Source organism: Streptomyces sp. NPDC002602, from assembly GCF_042889445.1.
Classification (GTDB): Bacteria; Actinomycetota; Actinomycetes; order Streptomycetales; family Streptomycetaceae; genus Streptomyces.
Genome location: NZ_JBIAQX010000003.1, coordinates 29,497 through 50,999, shown reverse-complemented (window position 1 = coordinate 50,999; position 21,503 = coordinate 29,497). Strand labels below are relative to the sequence as shown.

General features: G+C 74.8%; 2 protein-coding genes. Both read left to right on the top strand.

From position 1 onward, the window contains the following. Positions 1–12: 12 nt before the first annotated feature. Positions 13–2,805, top strand: coding sequence for an AAA family ATPase (locus tag ACFYW3_RS09540; RefSeq protein ID WP_389385996.1), 2,793 nt, complete (start codon positions 13–15; stop codon positions 2,803–2,805). A gap of 360 nt (positions 2,806–3,165) precedes the next feature. Continuing rightward, positions 3,166–21,492 carry a type I polyketide synthase gene (locus ACFYW3_RS09535; RefSeq protein WP_389385995.1) on the top strand — a complete coding sequence of 6,109 codons (18,327 nt, stop codon included), beginning with the start codon at positions 3,166–3,168 and terminating at the stop codon, positions 21,490–21,492. Positions 21,493–21,503: the final 11 nt, after the last annotated feature.

The following is a 21,503-nucleotide window of genomic DNA, read 5'->3' as shown; positions in this document are numbered from 1 at the left end:
TGTGGGCAACGGGTGGGGATTGTGGCTGGTGGCATAGGCGCGGAACTGTTTGAGCGCGATGAGGAAATGAAAATCCTCATGGACGGGCTGGCGGCGGCCCAGCGACGCGAAGGCGGAGTCGTTCTCATCGGCGGCGGACCAGGGGTCGGAAAGACCGCACTGCTCGACGTGTTCCTGCGGCGGGCGGCCGATGCCGGGGCCCAGGTGTTCAGCGCCTCGGGATCGGTTTCCGTCACCGGGCACGAACTCGCCGTCATCAAGGAGCTGTTCCTGGGGCCGGAGGAGGAAGAGACGGTCCGGGCGGCCACCCGCAGCAGCGAGGGGGTCGCCGAATTCGAGGACCGGCTCTTCGCCGCCATGCACCGGGAGACCCGCCGCCGGCCCGTCGTGATCGCGGTGGACGACGTGCAGCTCGCCGATGCCGCTTCCCTGCGCTGCCTGCTCTACCTGGTCCGCAGGCTTCGTACCGCTCCGGTCATGATGGTGCTCTCCGAGTCGACCGGCCCGCACGCGCTGCCCCCCGCCTTCCACGCCGAGCTGCTGCGCCATCCGCAGGCCCGGCAGTTGCGGCTGCTCCCCCTGTCACGAGACGGCGTCGCCGACGTGATCCAGCACCACGTGGACACCGATGAGACCTCGGAACTGGTCGCGGACTTCCACGCCGTCAGCGGGGGCAACCCGCTGCTCGTGCACGCCCTCCTGGCGGACAGCCGGGACGCGCGCCGCCTCGACCCGCGGCAGCCGTCCAGGGCGGTGGCGAGCACCGCGTTCACCAAGGCGGCGCTCGCCTGGGCCTACCGGGACGAAGCCGAACTCTTCGACGTCACCTGCGGATTCGCCATACTCGGGGAATCGGCCACCCCCGCGCTGGTCGCGTGCCTGGTCGGCCGGGGCGCCGACGCCGTCAAGCAGGTCATGACGGCATTGGACACGGCGGGGCTGCTGGAGGGCGGCGCCTTCCGCGACGACGCCGTGGGCAAGGCGATCCTGGAGCACGCGGACGCCGTGACCAAGGCGAACCTGCGCCGGCGCGCGGCACTGTTGCTCCACGACGACGGCGCCCCCGCGACCGTGGTGGCCCACCACCTGCTCGCCGCCTCGGTGACCGAACCGTGGGCGGGCCGTACCCTGCTCACCGCGGCCGAGAAGGCGATGGAGGAGGGGCGGGAGGAACTGAGCCTCGACTGCCTGCGGTTGGCCGGGCAGAGCGCGAGGACGGAGCGGGAACGGGCCGCGGTCGTCATGGCACGCGTGAAGATCGGATGGCAGATCGACCCCCGGCTGGTGGCGCCGTGGCTGGACGCGCTCGTCGGGGCGTTGGACGAGGGACACCTGAAGGGCGGGGATGCGGCGTGGGTCGTCAAGCACCTGGCCTGGCACGGCCGGTTCGGGGCGGCCGGCGAAGTGCTCGCCGCGCTGTCCGCGAAGCCGTACGCAGGCGACCCGCGGGTGGAGGACGAACTCCTCGTGGTGCGGCACTGGTTGCGGCAGACCTGTCCCGCGGTCGACACCAATGCCCCCGGAACCGCGACCCGCTCGCTTCGGCGTGAACCCCAGCCTCGTCACGTGAGCCCGTCCTCGTACGCCGTCGAACTGCTGGGCACGGTCCTTGCCGAGGGACCCCAAGACCACACCGTGGCCATGGCCGAGGAGATCCTGCGGGGCTGCCGGTACAACGAGACGAACGTCGAAGCGCTCGAAGCGGCGCTCCTGACACTGCTCTACGCGGACCGCCCGGACCGGGCGCTGTTCTGGTGCGACGTACTCCTGCAGCAGGCCGGCGCGCCCGCGACGGGGACCGTCGTCGCGATCCTGTCCGGCGTCCGGGCGGAGGTCGCGCTGCGGCAGGGCATGCTCCCGGCCGCCGAGGGGTTCGCCCGGGGCGCCCTCTCGGCCATCTCACTGCCCGGCTGGGGCGTGGCGATCGGCGCGCCCTTGTCGGCTCTCGTCATGGCCACGACGGTGTCCGGGAAGAGCGGGGTGGCCGGTGCCTGGCTGAACCAGTCGGTGCCAGAGGGCATGTTCGAGACACGCCACGGGCTTCTCTACACCCACGCCCGGGGCCACTACCACCTGGCCGTCGACCGCCCGGCCGCGGCCCTCGAAGACTTCCTGACCTGTGGCGGACTGGCCGCGGAGTGGGGCATGGACACGCCGACGTTCCTGCCGTGGCGGACCTCCGCGGCACAGGCACACCTCGCCCTGGGGAACCCCAGGGAAGCCCGCGCGCTCGTGCGGGAGCAACTGGCCCGACCGGGAGGGAGCACCTCCTGGGCGCGTGGAGTCTCCCTGCGACTGCTGGCGGCGACGAGCGAACTCGACCAGCGCCCCGCCCTGCTCCGGGAGTCCATCAACCTGCTGGAGGCGGGAGGGAGCCAGGTCGAACTCATTCGCGCCCTGGCCGACCGGAGCCAGGCCCTGCACGCCCTCGGCGCACCCGCCAAGGCGCGGATGGTGGCCCGTCACGCCAGGGCCGTCGCCGACAACTGCGGGGCGGACCCGCTGTTCCGTCGGCTGTTCCGCGACGAGGTGCACGAAGGGGACAGCGGTTCCGAAGGAGTGGAGGGCGAGGGCGAGGGTTCGTCGAGCCTCACGGCCGCCGAACGCAGGGTCACCGCCTTGGCGGCGGTCGGCCACTCGAACCGCGAGATCGGACGGAAGCTGTTCATCACCAAGAGCACCGTCGAACAGCACCTCACACGGGTGTACCGCAAGCTCGGCGTGCGCAGCCGGGCCGAACTGAGCGATCTGTTCGTCGGGACGAACATGGGCACCGGGGCCGAGAGGCTGGCCCGGACGTCCTGACCCGCCCGTCCGCCCCACGCCGGGCAGGCGCAGCCGGACGACGGGTTGCCCGGCGGGCCGCCGCAACGGGGCGGGCCGACGGTCGGGTTCCCACAGCCGGCAAACGGTCGGGTTCCCGTCGCCGGCAAGCGGAAGCACCCCCTTGAAACGGCTGACACGCCTTCATGAACGGTCGGGGCTAAGGGGTCGGCTAGTGGTTGAGGCTAGGGGCGCCCCGACCGGATATTCGCAGTGGACTGCGGCCACGTGCCGCTTTGAGCGCGCTTCGCGTAATCCTAGTGACGTAAAGGGAAGCACATGGCGGGTCGGTCCGAGTCAAAGGCCGCTGAACTCCAGGCAGGATCTTCCGAACCCATCGCGGTGATCGGAATCTCGTGCAGGCTGCCGGGAGCCGCGGGCCCGGACGAACTGCTGAGCCTCCTGCGGCGCGGCGGGGACGCGGTCACCGCCGCCCCGCAGGGGCGCCCCTACGCACCGGAGCGGGGCGGCTTCCTGGAGTCCGTCGACACCTTCGACGCGGGGTTCTTCGGGATCTCCCCGCGCGAGGCCGCGGCGATGGACCCGCAGCAGCGGCTCACCCTGGAACTGGGCTGGGAGGCGCTGGAGGACGCGGGCATCGTGCCCGGCCGCCTCCGGGGCAGCCGGGCCGGCGTGTTCGTCGGCGCGATCGCCGACGACTACGCCGCGCTGGTACGGGCCGGGGGCGACGAGGCCGTCACCCCGGAGACCACCACCGGCCTGAGCCGCGCCCTCATCGCCAACCGGGTCTCCTACGCGCTGGGCCTGCGCGGTCCCAGCTTCACCGTGGACTCGGGCCAGTCCTCCTCGCTGGTCGCCGTCCACCTCGCCGCCGAGAGCCTGCGGCGCGGGGAGTGCTCCGTCGCCCTGGCCGGGGGCGTGAACCTGATCCTGGCCGAGGACAGCACGGTCGCCGTCGAGCGGTTCGGGGCGCTGTCCCCCGACGGCCGCTGCCACACCTTCGACGCCCGGGCCAACGGCTACGTGCGCGGCGAGGGCGGCGGCCTCGTCGTCCTCAAGCCCCTGTCCGACGCGATCGCGGACGGCGACGACGTCTACTGCGTGCTGGCCGGCAGCGCCGTGAACAACGACGGCGGGGGCGAAGGCCTCACGGTGCCGGAACGCGGCGCCCAGGAGGCGGTGATCGCGGCCGCGTACGAGCAGGCCGGGATCGCCCCCGGCGACGTCGCGTACGTGGAGTTGCACGGCACCGGTACCCCTGCCGGGGACCCGATCGAGGCGGCCGCCGTGGGCGCCGTGCTCGGCGCGGGGCGTCCGGCCGACCGGCCGCTGCTCGTCGGATCCGTCAAGACCAACATCGGACACCTCGAAGGCGCCGCGGGCATCGCCGGGTTCCTCAAGGGCGTCCTGGCCGCGCACCACCGTGAGATCCCCGCCGGACTCAACTACGAGTCCCCCAACCCGGCCATCCCGATGGACGAGTTGGGCATCCGGGTCAACACCGAGCTGAAGACCTGGGAGACCGGGCGGCTCGTCGTGGGCGTGAGCTCCTTCGGCATGGGCGGCACCAACTGCCACGCCGTACTCACCGAATGGGACGGCGCCCCCGCGCCGTCCGGGTCGGGCATCCGGCCGACCGGAACGCCGTACCCGCTGCTCGTCTCGGGCCGGGACGAGCAGGCGCTGCGGGACCAGGCCCGGAAGCTGGGCGAACACCTCGAAGCCCAGCCCGGCCGGCCGCTCCGGGACGTCGCCCACGCCCTGGCCACCGGCCGGACCGCCTTCGGGCACCGCGCGGTGCTGCTCGCCGCCGGACCGGACGAGGCCACGGCCGCTCTGGGCCGCCTCGCCCACGGCTCGCTGGACCCCGCCGTCGTCCGCGGCTCGGTCTCCAACGGCTCCCTCGCCTTCCTCTTCCCCGGCCAGGGCAGTCAGCGCCCCGGCATGACGGCCGCGCTCCACCAGGCGTCGCCGGAGTACGCCGCGGCGCTGGACGCGGTGTGCGCGGCCATGGACCCCCATCTGCGTCTGCCGTTGCGCGACGTGCTGTTCGCCGAAGAGGGCTCGCCCGAGGCGGCCCTGCTGGACCGTACGGAGTTCACCCAGCCCGCGCTGTTCGCCGTCGAGGTCGCCCTGTTCCGGTTCGCCGAGCACTGCGGCCTCACCCCGCAACTGCTGCTGGGCCACTCCGCCGGTGAACTGGCCGCGGCTCACGTCGCGGGAGTGCTGTCCCTGGAGGACGCGTGCACGCTCGTCGCCGCGCGCGGCCGACTGATGCAGGCACAGCCGTCGCACGGCGCGATGGTGTCCGTCCAGGCGAACGAGGCGGAACTGCTGCCCCTCCTCGGCGACGGCAGCCGGGTCTCTCTGGCGGCCCTCAACGGGCCGCTCTCCTCGGCGATCTCGGGCGATGAGGACGCCGTGCTCGAGGTCGCCGCCCACTGGTCCAAGCTCGGACGCAAGACCAAGCGGCTCCGCGTCAGTCACGCCGCCCATTCCCCGCACATGGACGGGATGCTCGCCGAGTACCGCGCCGTCGTGGCCGGCCTGACCTTCGGGGCCCCGCGCATTCCGGTCGTCTCCAACGAGACGGGCACGCTGCTCACCGCGGAAGAGGCCTGCTCGCCGGACTACTGGGTCCGGCACGTGCGCGGTACCGTCCGCTTCCTCGACGGGGTGCGCTTCCTGGAGGACCAGGGCGCGACCACGATCCTCGAACTCGGCCCCGACGGCGTGCTGTCGGCGATGACCCGGGACTGTCTGCGCGGCGCCGAAGCGGTGTGCGTTCCCCTGCTCCGGGGCAGTGACCGGCAGGAGCCCGAAGCGGCGCTCGCCGCGCTCGCGGCGCTGTACGTCCGCGGGGTCCCGATGGACTGGGCGCGGCTGGCCACCGAGGCCGGCGCCCGCAGGGCGGCACTGCCCACCTACGCGTTCCAGCGCCGGCGCCACTGGCTGGCGGACGGGGCGCAGCGGACCGACGGCGCGGTGCGCACCGCGCCGGGCCGGGGCGCCCGGCCCCTGGAGCCGGCCCCCGAGGCCGCCCCGCGGACCGACGGGACGGAGTCCGGTCCCACGGTGGCGGAGCTGGTGCGGGACGTCACGGCCCTGGTGCTCGGCCACGAGTCCCCGGACGACATCTCGATGAACTCCGCCTTCAAGGAGCTCGGCTTCAGCTCCCTGATGCTGGCCGAGCTCGGCGAACGCCTGACGCAGGCGATCGGCCGCCGCGTTCCGACCACGCTGCTGTTCGACCACCCCACGCCGGACGCCCTCGCCCGGCGGCTGCGGGCGGACGCGCCGCAGCCGGCCGCTTCCGAGGACCGGGCCGTCACCCGGGCCGCGGCCGAGGACCCGATCGTGATCGTCGGCATGAGCTGCCGGTTCCCGGGAGGCATCGACTCGCCCGAGGAACTCTGGCGGTTCGTGTCCGCCGAGGGCGACGCCATCTCGCCGCTGCCCGCCGACCGCGGCTGGGAACTGCCCGCCGGGTTCGCCGGCGAGGGCGGTTTCCTTCCCGACGCGGCCGGCTTCGACGCGGCCTTCTTCGGGATCTCGCCGCGCGAGGCCCTGGCCATGGACCCCCAGCAGCGGCTGCTGCTGGAGACCTCGTGGGAGGCGCTGGAGCGGGCGGGTGCGGACGCGCTGTCCCTGCGGGGCAGCCGTACGGCCGTGTTCGTCGGCGCGAGCCCCTCGGAGTACGGGCCCCGGCTGCACGAGAGTTCGGAATCCGACGGCCACGTCATGACCGGCACGGCGCCGAGCGTGCTGTCCGGCCGCATCGCCTACGTCCTGGGCCTCGAAGGCCCCGCGCTGACCGTGGACACGGCCTGCTCGTCCTCGCTGGTGGCGCTCCACCTCGGAGTGCGGGCCCTGCGCGACGGCGAGTGCGACCTCGCGCTGGTGGGCGGTGTGACCGTGATGGCCACGCCCGGCGCGTTCGTGGAGTTCTCCCGTCAGGGCGGCCTGGCCGGCGACGGCCGGTGCAAGGCCTTCTCGGCCGCGGCCGACGGCACCGGCTGGGGCGAGGGCGTCGGCATGCTCGCCGTCCAGCGGCTTTCCGACGCGGTGCGCGACGGCCGCCAAGTGCTGGCGGTCGTACGCGGCACCGCCGTCAACTCCGACGGCGCGTCCAACGGTCTGACCGCTCCGAACGGCCTCGCGCAGCAGCGCGTCATCCGGCAGGCGCTCGCCGACGCCCGGCTGGCCGCCGCCGACGTGGACGTGGTCGAGGCGCACGGGACGGGCACGAAGCTGGGCGACCCGATCGAGGCACAGGCGCTGCTGGCCACCTACGGCCAGGACCGGGTGCACCCGCTGATGCTCGGCTCCGTCAAGTCCAACATCGGGCACACGCAGGCCGCCGCCGGCATCGCCGGTGTGATCAAGTCCGTACTCGCCATGCAGCACGGCACCCTGCCGCGCACGCTCCACGTGGACGAGCCCTCACCGCACGTGGACTGGACCGCCGGTGCGGTCGAGCTGCTCACCGAGGCGCGGGCCTGGCCCGCGCCGGGCCGCCCCCGCCGGGCCGGTGTGTCCTCCTTCGGCATCAGCGGTACCAACGCGCACGTGATCCTGGAGCAGGCGGCACCCGCGGCGGTGCAGGACGAGCCCGCGGATGAGCCGGCCGGAACCGTCCCGTGGATGCTCTCGGCCCGTTCCGAGGAGGCGCTGCGGGCCCAGGCGCTGCGGCTGGCCGACCACGTCCGGACGCGGGAGCCGCGTCCGGCGGACGTGGGCCTGTCACTGGCCGTCACCCGTGCGGGCCTGGAGCACCGGGCGCTGCTGACGGCCGGGGACCTGGACGGGTTCCTGTCGCGGTTGGCGGCGCTCGCCAAGGGCGAGAGCGCCGCCGGTGTGGTGCGCGCCGTGGCGCGCGAAGGCGGATCGACGGCCTTCCTGTTCACCGGGCAGGGTTCGCAGCGCGCCGGCATGGGGCGTGAGCTGTACGCGGCCCAGCCGGTGTTCGCAGCGGCGTTCGACGAGGTGTGCGGGCAACTGGATCCGCTGCTGGGACGCTCGCTGAAGGACGTCGTGTTCGACGACCCCGAGGCACTGGACCGGACCGAGTGGGCCCAGCCCGCGCTGTTCGCGCTGGAAGTGGCGCTGTTCGACCTGGTCGCGTCCTGGGGCATCGCCCCGGACGTGCTGCTGGGCCACTCGATCGGCGAACTGGCGGCCGCGTACGTCGCCGGCGTGTGGACGCTGCCGGACGCCTGCCGTGTCGTGGCGGCCCGCGGCCGGCTGATGCAGGCGCTTCCCGCGGGCGGCGCGATGGCCGCGGTGCAGGCCGCCGAGGACGAACTGCCCGCGCTGCCGGCGGGTGTGTCCGTCGCCGCCGTCAACGGTCCCCGGTCGCTCGTGCTGTCCGGCGACGAGGACGCGGTGGACGCGCTCGTCCGGGACTTCGCCGGGCAGGGACGGCGTACCAAGCGACTGGTCGTCAGTCACGCCTTCCACTCGGCCCTGATGGACCCGATGCTGGCGGAGTTCGCCGAGGTTCTCGGCTCGGTGGAGTTCCACCGGCCGAAGACCCCCGTCGTCTCCGGGCTGACCGGAACCGTCGCGGGCGACGAACTGCTCACGCCCGCCTACTGGGTGACCCACGCCCGCGAGACCGTCCGCTTCGCCGACGCCGTCACCACGGCGCTGGGCCGGGGGGTGGACAAACTGCTCGAACTCGGCCCCGGCGGGCCGCTCACCGCGATGGCCGAGGAGGTCCTCTCGGACGCGGGCCGCCACGAGGACGTCACCGCCGTACCCGTCCTGCGGGGAGGCGGCGACGAGGCCCGGGCCGCGCTGACCGCGGCCGGCCGCCTGCACGCCGCCGGCGCGTCCGTGGACTGGTCCGCCCTGTTCGCCCCGTACGGGGCCCGGCGGACCGACCTGCCCACCTACGCCTTCCAGCACGAGCGCTACTGGATCGCCCCGGCCCCGGCCGGGGAACCGGCCGCGGCAGGCTCCCTGCGCTACCGCACCGCCTGGGCGCCCGTGCCCGACGGCCCCCGCCCCGGGATCAGCGGGACCTGGGCCCTGGTCGTACCCGCCACCGGGGCCGACGACGCCACGGTGGAAGCCCTGGCGGACGTGCTGCGCGAGCACGGCGCACAACCCGCCGTGGTCGCGGTCGACACGGCCGCACCCGATCGCGCGGAGATCACGGACGCGCTGCGCACCGTGCTCGGCGAAGACGCGGGCGGCGTGGTGTCGCTGCTCGCCCTGGACGGCACACCCGCCTCCGGCGTGGCCGCCACTGCCCTGGTGCTCGGGGCGATGGCCGACCTGGGCGGCGACAGCCGCCTGTGGTGCCTGACCCGCGGCGCCGTGTCCGTGAGCCCCTCCGATGCGCTGGACGCGCCGGAACAGGCACAGATGTGGGGCATGGGCCGGGTCGCGGCCCTGGAACACCCCGAGCGCTGGGGCGGTCTCGCCGACCTGCCCGCCGCTCTGGACGAGCGGGCCCGCACCCGGCTGGGCACCGTCCTGTCCGGCGCCACCGGGGAGGACCAGGTGGCCGTCCGCACCGCGGGCCTCTTCGGGAGGCGGCTGGTACGGCACTCCGGCCGCGAAGGCAACGCCCCCGGCGAGCGCTCGCGCCTCGGCGGCACCGTCCTGGTGACCGGCGGCACCGGCGCGCTCGGCGCGCACCTCGCCCACTGGCTGGCCGAGGAGGGTGCCCGGCACGTGCTGCTGACCAGCAGGCGCGGCCCCGACGCGGAGGGCGCCGGGGAACTGGTCGCACTGCTGCGTGGACGGGGTACCGAGGTGACGGTCGCCGCCTGCGACGTCACCGACCGGGAGGCCCTGGCCGGGCTCGTCTCCGCGATCCCGGACGACCGGCCGCTGACCGCCGTCGTGCACGCCGCCGGCGTCCTGGACGACGGAGTGCTCGACTCGCTCACCCCCGACCGGTTCGCCGCCGTCGCCGGACCCAAGACCGACGGGGCACGGCACCTGCACGAACTCACCCGCGACCTCGACCTGTCCGCCTTCGTGCTGTTCTCCTCCTTCGCGGGCACCGTGGGCCTGGCCGGACAGGGCAACTACGCCGCGGCCAACGCCTACCTGGACGCGCTCGCCGTACACCGCGCCCAACTCGGCCTACCGGCCACCTCGGTGGCCTGGGGCTCCTGGTCCGGCGCCGGCATGGCGGCCGACACGGAGGTCGCGCGACGCCGGCTGGCGCGCACCGGGCTGATCCCCCTCGACCCCGCCCTCGCGCTGACCGAGCTGGGCCGCGTCCTCGACGACGGCGAGAGCGCCGTGACCGTCGCCGACATCGACTGGGAGCGCTTCGCCGGCTCCGGGTCGGGCCGGCACGATCCGCTGTTCGACGGCATCGCCGGGGCCCGCCGGGCCCCGCGGCACGAGGCCGCGCCGGACGGCGCGGCCTCGGCGGGCCGGCTCACCGGCCTGGCCGGGGAGGCACTGCGCCGCGCACTCGCGCAGCTGGTCGCCGCCGAGGCCGCGGCCGTACTGGGCCTGCCGGCCACGGCCAGGATCCAGGAGGACCGGACCTTCCGGAACCTCGGCTTCGACTCGCTGATCGGCGTCGAGTTCCGCAACCGGCTCGCCGCGGCCACCGGCAGGCGGCTGTCGCCCGCCCTGGTCTTCGACCACCCCACTCCGGGCCGCCTCGTCGAGCACCTCGCCGCCGGGATCGAGGGGACGTCCGCCGGAGCCGCGGAACGCGCGCCGGCGGTCCGCGACCACGACGATCCGATCGTGATCGTGGCGGCCGCCTGCCGTTTCCCCGGCGGCGTCAACTCCCCGGAGGACCTGTGGCAACTCGTCCTCGACGGGCGTGACGCCATCGGCCCCTTCCCGACGGACCGCGGCTGGGACCTTCACGGTCTCTACAGCCCCGACCCGGGCCGGACGGGCACCAGCTACGTCCGCGAGGGCGGCTTCCTCCCGGACGTGGCCGGCTTCGACGCCGCTTTCTTCGGGATCTCGCCGCGCGAGGCCCTGGCCATGGACCCGCAGCAGCGGCTCCTGCTGGAGTCCTCCTGGGAGGTCCTGGAGCGCGCCGGGATCGATCCGACGACCCTCGCCGGCAGCCGCACGGGTGTCTTCGTCGGCACCAACGGCCAGGACTACGCCACCCTCCTGGGCTCGGCGGACGTCGAGGGCCACGTGCTGACCGGCACCGCGTCCAGCGTGCTGTCCGGCCGCATCGCGTACACCCTGGGCCTCGAAGGCCCCGCGATGACCGTGGACACCGCCTGTTCCTCGTCCCTGGTGGCGCTGCACCTCGCCGTTCAGGCGCTCAACGCGGGCGAGTGCGACCTCGCGCTGGCCTCCGGCGTGACGGTGATGTCCACCCCCGACATCTTCGTGGAGTTCTCGCGGCAGCGCGGTCTCGCCGTGGACGGGCGCTGCAAGGCGTTCGGCTCGGGCGCGGACGGCACCGGCTGGGGCGAGGGCGTCGGCACCGTACTGGTGTCGCGGCTCTCGGACGCCCGCCGCCGGGGCCACGACGTCCTGGCCGTCGTACGGGGCAGCGCCGTCAACCAGGACGGCGCGTCCAACGGCCTCAGCGCGCCCAACGGGCCCGCACAGCAGCGGGTGATCCGCCAGGCCCTGGCGGAGGCCGGCCTCGCCCCCTCCGACGTGGACGCCGTGGAAGCGCACGGCACGGGTACGGCGCTCGGTGACCCGATCGAGGCGCAGGCACTGCTGGCCACCTACGGACAGGACCGACCCGCCGGTCGGCCGCTCCACCTCGGCTCGGTGAAGTCGAACATCGGACACACCCAGGCCGCCGCCGGCATGGCCGGCGTGCTGAAGCTGCTCCTGGCGATGCGTCACGAACAGCTCCCGCGCACGCTGCACGCCGCCGAACCCACCCCCGAGGTCGACTGGTCCGGGGGCGCCGTCGAGCTGCTCACCGAGACCCGGCCGTGGCCCGCGCAAGGCCGCCCGCGCCGCGCGGCCGTGTCCGCCTTCGGCGTCAGCGGCACCAACGCGCACGTGATCCTGGAACAGGCGCCGCTCGTCACCGAACCCACCGAACCGCCGGACATCCGGCCGTCGGTGCTCGACTCCCGCACGACTCCCTGGGTGTTGAGCGCCAAGTCCGAGGAAGCCCTGCGCGAGCAGGCCGAGCGCCTGCTCGACCGGCTGCCCGACGCGCCCGCGGCGGACATCGGCCGTTCCCTCGTCACGACCAGGGCGACCTGGGACGAGCGGGCGGTGGTGCTCGCCGACGCCGGCGACGGTCACCTGACGGCGCTCGGCGCGCTGGCCCGGGGCGAAGGCGACCCGCGCGTGGTGCGCGGAACCGCCGACACGCGGGGGCGGACCGTCTTCGTGTTCCCGGGCCAGGGAGCCCAGTGGGCCGGCATGGCCGCCGACCTCTGGGAATCCTCGCCGGTGTTCGCGCAGTGGATGGACCGCTGCGCCGAAGCACTCGCCCCGCTGACCGACTGGTCCCTGGCCGAAGTGATCCACGGCGCGGACGGCGCCCCCGGGCTGGACCGGGTGGACGTCGTGCAGCCCGCCTCGTGGGCCGTGGGCGTCTCGCTCGCCGGGCTCTGGCGCTCCTGCGGCGTCGAGCCGGCCGCCGTGGTCGGCCACTCCCAGGGAGAGATCGCCGCGGCCTGTGTGGCGGGCGCGCTCTCGCTGGAGGACGGTGCCGCGCTCGTCACCCTGCGCAGCACACTCATCGCCGGGGAGCTCTCCGGGCACGGCGGCATGGTGTCCGTGGCCCTGCCTCCGGCCGACACGGCCCGGCGCATCGCCCGCTGGGACGGCAGGATCTCCGTCGCGGCGAACAACAGCCGCAGGTCCACCGTCGTGTCCGGCGACCCGGAGGCACTGGCGGAGCTGGTGGCCGGCTGCGAGGCCGACGGCCTGCGAGCCCGCCGCATCCCCGTCGACTACGCCTCCCACTCCGCCCACGTGGAGCGGATCGAGGAGCGGCTGGCGGAACTGACCGCGGGCATCTCACCGTGCGGGGGAGAGATCCCCTTCCACTCGACGACGACGGGCGGCCTGCTCGACACCGCCGAACTGGACGCCGGCTACTGGTACCGCAACCTCCGGCAGCCCGTGCTGTTCGGCCCTGTCGTCGAGGAACTCCTCGCCCAAGGCCACGACGTGTTCGTCGAGGTCAGCCCGCACCCCGTTCTCGTACCCGCCGTACAGGACGCCATCGACGCGGTCGGCGCCACCGCCGCCGCCGTGGGCACCCTGCGCCGGGACCAGGGCGGCCCGGAGCGCTTCGCGGCCTCGCTGGCCGAGGCGTTCGTACGCGGCAACCGGGTCGACTGGACCGCGGTGCTCGGCGCCACCGGCGCCCCCCGCGCCGAACTGCCGACCTACCCCTTCCAGCGCAGCCGGTTCTGGCCCGAAGCCGTCGTCACACCGGCCGGCCCCGACCGGGGCGACGAGGACGCCGCGCTGTGGCAGGCCGTCGAACGCGGCGACCTGCCCGCCGTGGCGGCCGAACTCGACGTCCAGGACGGGGAATCGCTCCAGTCGCTGCTGCCGGCCCTCTCCGGCTGGCGCCGCAGGCGCAAGGACTCGGCCCTGGCGGACAGCCGGCGCTACCGCGTCTCCTGGACGCCGGTGACCCCCGCCGCCCCGCCCGCCCTGTCCGGCGCCTGGCTGCTGGTCACCGGGGACCCGGACGGCGAGGAGTCCCGCTGGGCCCTCGCGTCCCTGGGCGCGCACGTCACCGTCGTGCCGGGGCCCTCGCTCGTCCCGGACGTGCTCCGCGCCCCCGAGGGCACCTCCTGGACCGGCGTGGTGTCCCTGCTGGGCCTCGACGCCCGCCCGCACCCCGAACACCCCGCCGTACCCGCGGGCACCGCCGCAACCCTGACACTGATGTCCGCGCTGCGGGACGCCGGGATCGACGCACCGCTGTGGTGCCTGACCCGGGGCGCCGTCGGCACCGGGCGCTCGGACCAGGTGTCCGCACCCGAACAGGCCCAGCTCTGGGGCATGGGCCGGGTCGCGGGGCTGGAGCGTACCGCCGCATGGGGCGGACTCGTCGATCTGCCGTCCGCGCTCGACGACCGGGCCGCCGGACTGCTGCGCGCCGCGCTCGGCGCGAACGGGGACGAGCAGGAGTACGCGCTGCGCGCCGCCGGACTCCACGTCCGCAGGCTGGTGCGCGCCCCCCTGGACCGCGCCACGCCGAACCGCCGCTGGCGGCCCCGCCCGGACGCCACCGCGGTGGTGACCGGCGGCACCGGCGCCCTGGGCGCCCACGTCGCCCGCTGGCTGGCCCGGGAGGGCGCCGGACACCTGCTGTTGACCAGCCGCAGGGGGATGGCCGCCGACGGTGCGGACGACCTGGTAGCGGAACTGCGCGAGCTGGGGGCCGACGTCACGGTCGCCGCCTGCGACGTCGCCGACCGCGACGAGCTGGCCGCGGCACTGGCCTCGGTCCCGGACGGCTTCCCCGTGACCACCGTCGTGCACGCCGCGGGCGTCAACCGCGTCGCCGCGCTGACCGACACCACCCTCGCCCAGTGGGCGGACGTCGCGTCGGCCAAGGCCGTCGGCGCCCGCCACCTGGACGAGCTGCTGGCCGGCCACGACCTCGACGCCTTCGTCCTGTTCTCCTCCGGCGCCGCGATCTGGGGCAGCGCCGGACAGGCCGCCTACGCGGCCGCCAACGCCCACGTCGACGCGCTCGCGGCGGACCGCCGCCGGCGCGGACTCGTCGCCACCTCGGTGGCCTGGGGCAGCTGGGCCGGCGGCGGCATGGTCGACGACGACCTGGCGCGGGAACTCGCCCGCGCCGGCGTGCGCTCGATGGACCCGGACGGGGCGATCGGCGCGCTCCAGAAGGCGCTCGACCACGACGAGACCGCGCTGACGGTCACCGACATGGACTGGGGACGCTTCGCCGAGACGTACACCGCGGCTCGCCGCCGCCCCCTGCTCGACGACATCCCGGAGGCGGCCCGACCCGCTTCCGCCGAACCGGCCGCCGGTGGTTCCCCGCTGGTGGAGAAGCTCGCGGGGCTGACGGACGGAGAGCGCGACCGCGTTCTGCTGGACCTCGTCAGGTCCGCCGCGGGGCTCGCCCTGGGGCACGCGGGAAGCGAGGCCGTCGCACCGACGAAGCCCTTCAAGGACCTCGGCTTCGACTCGCTGACCGCCGTCGACCTGCGCAACCGGCTCGCGTCGGCCACCGGCGTACGACTGCCCGCCACCCTCGTCTTCGACCACCCGACCCCCGTCGCGGCGGCCGCCCGGCTGCGGACCCTGCTGCTGGGCGACGACCGACCGGCCGAGGCCGCGCCGGCGCCGTCGACGACGGCCGCGTCCCCCGAGGCCGACCCCGTGGTGATCGTCGGAATGGCCTGCCGGTTCCCCGGCGGGGCGAACTCTCCCGAAGGGCTGTGGGACCTGGTCGCCGCCGGCAAGGACGGGATCGGCGGCTTCCCCACCGACCGCAACTGGGACGTTCCCGCCGACGCGGCGTTCTCCCAGACCGGCGGCTTCCTCCCGGACGCGGCCCGGTTCGACGCGGCCTTCTTCGGGATCTCGCCCCGCGAGGCCCTGGCGATGGACCCGCAGCAGCGCCTGCTGCTGGAGACCTCGTGGGAGGCACTGGAGCGGACCGGCGTGGACGCGCTGTCCCTGCGCGGCAGCCGCACCGGCGTCTTCGTCGGCGCCGGGTCGCACGACTACGGAACCCTGCTCGCCTCCATGGAGGGCGGCCAGGACTACGCGCTGACCGGAGCCGTCGGCAGTGTGCTCTCCGGACGGATCGCCTACACCCTGGGCCTGGAGGGCCCGGCCCTGACCGTGGACACGGCCTGCTCCTCCTCGCTGGTGGCGCTCCACCTCGCGGCGCAGTCCCTGCGCAACGGTGAATGCGAGCTGGCCCTCGCGGGCGGCGTGGCCGTCATGGCCACCCCCCACGCCTTCGACGCGTTCGCCCGACAGGGCGGTCTCGCCCCGGACGGGCGCTGCAAGGCCTTCGCGGCGGGGGCGGACGGCACCGGCTGGGGCGAGGGCGTCGGCGTCCTCGTGCTGGCGCGGCTGTCCGAGGCCCGCCGCCGCGGCCACGAGGTACTGGCGGTCGTCCGCGGCTCGGCGGTCAACTCCGACGGCGCGTCGAACGGCCTGAGCGCCCCGAACGGACCCTCGCAGCAGCGGGTGATCCGGCAGGCGCTGGCCGACGCGGGCGTCACCGTCACCGACGTGGACATGGTCGAGGCGCACGGCACCGGTACCTCCCTCGGCGACCCGATCGAGGCGCAGGCGCTGCTCGCGACCTACGGTCAGGGTCGGACCGAGGGCCGGCCGCTGTACCTGGGCTCGGTCAAGTCGAACATCGGCCACACGCAGGCCGCCGCGGGCGTGGCCGGTGTGATCAAGTCGGTGCTGGCCCTGCGGCACGGCCTGCTGCCGACGACCCTGCACGTGGACGAGCCGACCCCGGAGGTGGACTGGTCGTCGGGCGCGGTGGAACTGCTGACGGAGGGCCGGGACTGGCCCCGTACGGACGGTCCCCGCCGGGCGGGGGTGTCGGCGTTCGGCATCAGCGGCACCAACGCGCACGTGATCCTGGAACAGGCACCGGCCACCGCGGAAGAGCCGCGGACCGAGACCTCGCCGCGGACCTCCGGTCCGGTGCCGTGGACCGTCTCGGCCCGCTCCGAGAGCGGTCTGAAGGCCCGGGCCCGGCAACTGGCCGCGTACGTGGGCGCCACGGACCTGCCGGTCGGTGACGTCGGGTACTCCCTGGCGTCGACGCGTGCGGAGCTGGAGCACCGCGCGGTGGTGACGGCCGAGGACCTCGACGGGTTCACCGCCGCCCTGACGGCACTCGCCGACGGCACGTCCGCCGCCGGTGTGGTGCGGGGCACGGCCGGCGAGGGCGGAACGGCGTTCCTCTTCTCCGGCCAGGGCTCGCAGCGCGAGGGGATGGGCCGGGAACTGTACGACGCCTTCCCGGTGTTCGCCTCCGCGTTCGACGAGGTCTGCGCGCAGCTCGACCCGCTGCTCGACCGTCCGGTGAGGGAAGTGGTGTTCACCGACGGCGCCGCACTGGCCGAGACGATGTACACCCAGGCCGGACTGTTCGCCCTGGAGGTGGCCCTGACCGAACTCGTGCGCTCGTGGGGCGTACGGCCGGACGTCCTGGTCGGGCATTCGATCGGTGAGCTCACCGCGGCCTACGTGGCCGGGGTCTGGACGCTGCCGGACGCCTGCCGGATCGTCGCCGCGCGGGGCCGGCTGATGCAGGCGCTGCCCACCGGCGGCGCGATGCTGGCGGTCCAGGTCGCCGAGAGCGAGCTGCCCGACCTGCCCCGGGGCGTGTCCGTCGCCGCGGTGAACGGCCCCCGGTCGGTGGTGCTCTCCGGCGACGAGGAGCCGGTGGCCGCGCTCGCCCGGGACTTCGCCGAAGAGGGCAGGCGCACCAAGCGCCTGACGGTGAGCCACGCCTTCCACTCGGCCCGGATGGAGCCGATGCTGGCCGAGTTCGCCGAGGTGCTGGCAGCGGCGGAGTTCCGGGCGCCGGCCGTGCCCGTCGTGTCGAACCTGACCGGTGCGATCGCGGGCGACGAACTGACCACTCCGGACTACTGGGTCCGCCACGTCCGCGAGGCGGTCCGCTTCGCCGACGGCGTCGCGACCGCACGCGACGCCGGTGCGGGAACGTTCCTGGAGCTGGGCCCACGTGGTGCGCTGACCGCGATGGCCGAGGAGGTCCTCGACCAGGCGGAAGCGGGCGCCGCGGTGTGCGTCCCGGTGCTGCGGGCCGACCGCCCCGAGGCCGCCGCACTGCTCCACGCGCTGGCCGCGGTGTCGGTGACCGGCACCGACGTGGACTGGACGGCCGTGTTCGCCGGACGCGACGTGCGCGCGGTGGAACTGCCGACCTACCCCTTCCAGGGCAAGCACTTCTGGCCGCTTCGCGCCCCGGCCGCCGGGAACCTCGCGGCGGCCGGCATGGCCGAGGCCGGACATCCCCTGCTGACGGCCTGGCTTCCCTCGCCCGAGGGCGACGAGGTGCTGGCCACCGGCCGCCTGTCCCTGGCGACGCACCCGTGGCTCGGCGAGCACACGGTGCTGGGCACCGTGCTCGTACCGGGCACCGCCTTCGTCGACCTCGCCTGCTGGGCGGGCGACCGCCTCGGCTGCGGCGAACTGCGGGAACTGACGCTGGCCGCGCCGCTCGCACTCGCCGAGAACGCCGCGGTGCGACTGCGGCTCGTCCTGGAGGCACCCGACGCCACCGGCTGCCGCCCGGTCGCCGTGTACACACAGCCGGACGGCGAGGACGAGGAACCGGTCTGGACCCGGCACGCCGAGGGCCTGCTCGCCCCGGCCGACAACGCGATCACCCCGCCCGGGGGCCTCGACGTCTGGCCCGTGCCCGGCGCCGAGCCCGTCGACCTGGACGGCTTCTACGCCGGACTCGTCGAAGCCGGCTTCGACTACGGTCCGCTCTTCCAGGGGCTGCGAGCGACCTGGCGGCGCGGCGACGAGGTCTTCGCCGAGGTGAGCCTTCCCGGGGACGGCGCGGACGCCCGGGGCTTCGGTGTCCACCCGGCGCTCCTGGACGCGGCCCTGCACGCCCTGGGGCCGGCCGCCCGGGCCGAGGACGAGCCCGGCTCGGCCAGGCTGCCGTTCACCTGGGGCGGAGTACGGGTCCACGCGGTCGGGGCCGACCTGCTGCGGGTCCGGCTGGTCCGGGCGCAGGACGGCGCCGTCTCGCTGCACGCGGCCGACGCCGCCGGCCACCCGGTCGTGTCCATCGACTCGTTGGTCATGCGACCCGTCTCTCCGGAGCGACTGCGCGGCACCGACACGGCGCCGACGGCCGACGCCCCGCTGTTCGCCACCGGCTGGGTGGCGTCGAGCGGATCCGTCGAGGTCGCGACGTCCTCCGACACGAACCACGTGCTGCTCGGTGCTCCGTCGGGCGGTGCCTGGCGCCATCACCCGGACCTGACCGCCTACGCCGAAGCGCTCGCCGCGGGCACGGAGCGGCCCGCCACCGTGGTCGCCCTCTGCCCGCACGTGGACCCGGACGGCCCCGGCACCCCCGCATCGGCGGGCGCCGCCGCCGAGTGGGCCCTGGCCCTGGTCCAACAGTGGGTGGCGGACGAACGCCTGTCCGACAGCCACCTGGTGGTCGCCACCCGCCACGCCGTCGCCGTCCCGGGCGAGGAGGGCCCCGTCCGGCTTCCCCACGCCACGGTGTCCGGTCTGGTCCGCTCGGCCCAGACCGAGAACCCCGAGCGGATCACCCTGCTGGACCTCGACGACGCCGCACCCGACCCGGTACTGGTCGCCGAGGCGGTACTCGGCGGTGAACCCGAGCTCGCCGTCCGCCGGGGCACGCTGTACGCCCGCCGGCTCACCCGCCCCTCGACGGGCACCGCACTGACGGTGCCGGCCGGTCCCTGGCGGCTGGACAGCACCGGCCGGGGCACGCTGGACAACCTGGCCCTGGTGCCCTGCACGGAGCCCGAGGGCCCGCTCGCCGACGGCATGGTGCGCATCGCGGTCCGAGCGGCCGGCCTGAACTTCCGGGACGTGCTGATCGCCCTGGACATGTATCCGGGCCTCGCGGAGCTGGGAACCGAGTGCGCCGGCGTGGTCCTGGAAACGGGCCCCGGCGTCACCGGCCTGGCCGTGGGCGACCGCGTGATGGGCATGGTCCCGCGGGCCTTCGGGCCCACCGCGGTGGCCGACCGGAGGGTGCTCGTACGGATACCCGAGGGATGGTCCTTCGAGTCCGCCGCCGCCACCCCGATCGCCTTCCTGACGGCCTACTACGGCCTGGTCGACCTGGCCGGCCTCGGCGCCGGCGAGTCCGTGCTCGTCCACGCCGCCGCCGGCGGCGTGGGTACGGCGGCCGTGCAACTGGCCCGTCACCTCGGAGCCGAGGTGTACGGGACCGCGGGCGAACCCAAGTGGGACACCCTGCTCGCCAACGGGCTGGACCGCGCGCACATCGCGTCCTCGAGGACGCTGGACTTCGCGGGCGACTTCCGGGAGGCGACGGACGGCGCCGGGGTGGACGTCGTACTGAACTCGCTCGCGGGCGAGTTCATCGACGCCTCCCTCGGTCTGATGCCGCGCGGCGGTCGCTTCGTGGAGATGGGCAAGACCGACCCCCGGGATCCCGAGCGGATCGCGGCCGACCACCCGGGCGTGCGGTACCGGTCCTTCGACCTGGGCGACGCGGGCCCGGACCGCATCGCGGAGATCCTCACCCACCTCGCCGCCCTGTTCGCCGACGGCACGCTCACCCCGATCCCCGTCACGACCTGGGACATCAGAGACGCCGCGAACGCCTTCCGGGCGCTCAGCCAGGCCACGATCACCGGAAAGGCGGTCCTGACCCTGCCCGCCCTCACCTTCGAAGAGGGCGAGACGGTCCTGATCACCGGAGGCACCGGCACGCTCGGTGTCCTGCTGGCCCGTCACCTCGTCACCACGCACGGCCTGCGCCACGTGACGCTGGCCGGCCGCCGGGGCACGGACACGCCGGCCGTCGAACGACTGCGGGCCGAACTCGCCCCGCTGGGCGCCGGGGTCCGCGTCGCCGCCTGCGACGCCGGTGACGAGGAAGCCCTCGAACGGCTCCTGGACTCGATCACCGCGGAACACCGCCTCGCCGGCGTCGTGCACGCCGCGGGCGTCACCGACGACGGGGTCGTGTCCGCCCTGGACCCGGAACGGCTCAACGCCGTGCTCCGCCCGAAGGTGTCCGGGGCATGGAACCTGCACCGGCTCACCGAGCACCTCGCCCCCCGGATGTTCGCCCTCTTCTCCTCCGCGTCGGCCACGCTCGGTGCGGCGGGCCAGGGCAACTACGCGGCCGCCAACGCGTTCCTGGACGCGCTGGCCGAGTACCGGCACGCGCGGGGCCTGCCGGCCACCAGCCTCGCCTGGGGCCTGTGGGCGGAGGCGAGCGGGATGACCGGAGGCCTCGACGAACGCGACCTCCAGCGGATGAGCCGCTCCGGCGTCGCCCCGCTGGCCACGGAAGAGGGCCTCGCCCTGTTCGACACGGCCGTCCTCGCCGGCAGCCCCGCGCTCGTCCCGGCCAAGCTGGACCTCGCCGCCCTGCGGGCACGCCACGCGGACGGGCGGGTCCCGGCCGTCCTGCGGGAACTCGTACGGGTGCGGCGCCCGGCGGTCGCCGCGGTCGCCGTCGCCCACCCGGGAGCGGCCCCGGCCGGCCCGGCGTCCCTGACGGAACGCCTGGCCCCGCTGTCCCCGGCGGAGCGGCAGCGTCTCGTCCTGGACCTGGTGCGCCGGCACACCGCGGCCGTCCTCGGCCACGGGTCGGCCGACGAAATCGACCCGGACCAGGCGTTCAAGGTCCTCGGGTTCGACTCGCTCACCGCGGTCGAGCTCCGCAACCACCTGCGCACGGCCACCTCCCTGACCGTCCCGGCGACGCTGGTCTTCGACCACCCGACGCCGGCCGCGCTCACCGAGCACCTGCTCGAACTCGCCGCGCCCCCGCGGCACGACCCGGTGCTCCAGGTCATGGGCGAACTCGAACGCCTCGAAGCGGGCGTGGAGACCATCGGCCCGGACCTCGGAGACGGTGCGCACGACGAGGTCGTCAACCGGCTGCGCCGCATCCTGCGAAAGCTGGAGTCCGGAGCGGCCCCGGCCGGTACCGACAGTGGGGACTCCTCGCTGGAAACGGCCACCGCGGCAGAAGTGCTCGCGTTCATCGACAGCGAATTCGGCGATCTCGCCTAAGACCATGGAGC